General features: G+C 63.1%; 1 protein-coding gene. It reads left to right on the top strand.

Going from position 1 to position 1369, the window contains the following annotated elements; all coding sequences use genetic code 11:
- Positions 1–78 precede the first annotated feature (78 nt).
- Positions 79–1110 carry an IS110 family transposase gene (locus QUB37_RS29665; RefSeq protein ID WP_333168818.1) on the top strand — a complete coding sequence of 344 codons (1032 nt, stop codon included), beginning with the start codon at positions 79–81 and terminating at the stop codon, positions 1108–1110.
- Positions 1111–1369: the final 259 nt, after the last annotated feature.

Below are 1369 nucleotides of genomic sequence, written 5' to 3'. Positions count from 1 at the left end.
GGGTGATGGGGTGGACGCCCCCCGGCGGCATCGATGTGCCATAGTGGAGGTGTTGTAACACCACTAGAGGAGGCGTCCGTGTCGGAAGTTAGCATAATCGGTCTGGATATCGCCAAGCATGTTTTTCAAGCGCACGGCGCGGATGCGAGCGGGCGAGCGCTGTTCAGCCGCAAGATCAGCCGAGGGAAGTTGCTGGAGTTCTTTGCCGGGCACCGGCGTTGTACGGTCGCGCTGGAAGCGTGTGGGGGCGCGCACCATTGGGGCCGAGAGCTGACACGGCTGGGGTACGAGGTGAAGCTGATCCCGCCGGCGTATGTGAAGCCGTTCGTGAAGCGGAACAAGAATGATGCGGCGGATGCGGAGGCGATCTGCGAGGCCGCCCAGCGCCCGAGCATGCGGTTCGTGGCGATCAAGAGTGAAGAGCAGCAGGCGTCAGGTCTGGTGTTCCGGACCCGTGATCTGCTGGTGCGGCAGCGCACCCAGCTGATCAATGCCATCCGAGGTCATCTGACCGAATATGGCTGGGTAGCGCCCAAAGGCCCGTCGCACGTCGCGATGCTCGGCGATCTGCTTGAGGACGAGATGGCTTCGTCGCTACCCGAGGCAGCCAGGGCGATGTTCCGCACGATGCTCGACCTGCTGGAGGAGCTGAACGAGAAGATCGTCGATCTCGACAAGGAGATTGCGCGCCGGGCTCGTGAGGATGCCGTCGCGAGGCGGCTTATGACGATACCCGGGGTTGGGCCCATAACGGCCACCGCATTGGCGGCTCTTGCACCGCCAGCAGAAACCTTCACCAAAGGACGGGATTTTGCGGCGTGGTTAGGGCTGGCGCCAAGGCAGATGTCGACGGGTGGCAAGCAGAAGCTGGGCTCGATCTCCAAAATGGGCGAGCGCACGCTGCGGCGATTGCTCATCATAGGTTGCAGTGCGGTGGTCCTGCAGGCCAGCAAGCGAGGCGCGCCTCAAGGCTCATGGCTCGAGCAGATGATGGCCAGGAAGCCGCGTATGCTGGTCACGGTTGCCCTTGCCAACAAGACGGCGCGGATCATCTGGGCCGTGCTTGTGAAGGAAGAGGATTACAGAGCTCCGGTCGCAGCCGCGGCGTAAGCCAAGGCGGACCAGAGGTCGCCGGAAGGCGTAGTCGGTCGAAGGAGGGTATGGCACAACAGTCGGCGAGACGGGGCCGGAAGAACCAGGGCTTTCCACCGTGCCGCGAGCACGCTGTGGGTGATGTGGTTCCGGTCCGCGAACTCCCATACGGGCCCGCAGCCTCCGATGCTGCATCAGAGGCCGGACAGATGGCAGCATCCGACTACGTGCATTACCTCCAAAAACCGCTTGCGTCTTTTGGGGCGTCCACAGATGG

Origin of the sequence: Microcoleus sp. AT3-A2 (assembly GCF_036705685.1) — a bacterium.
Taxonomy (GTDB): Bacteria; Cyanobacteriota; Cyanobacteriia; order Cyanobacteriales; family Microcoleaceae; genus Microcoleus.
Note: the sequence above shows the minus strand (reverse complement) of the source record. Positions and strands in the feature narration are given on the sequence as shown.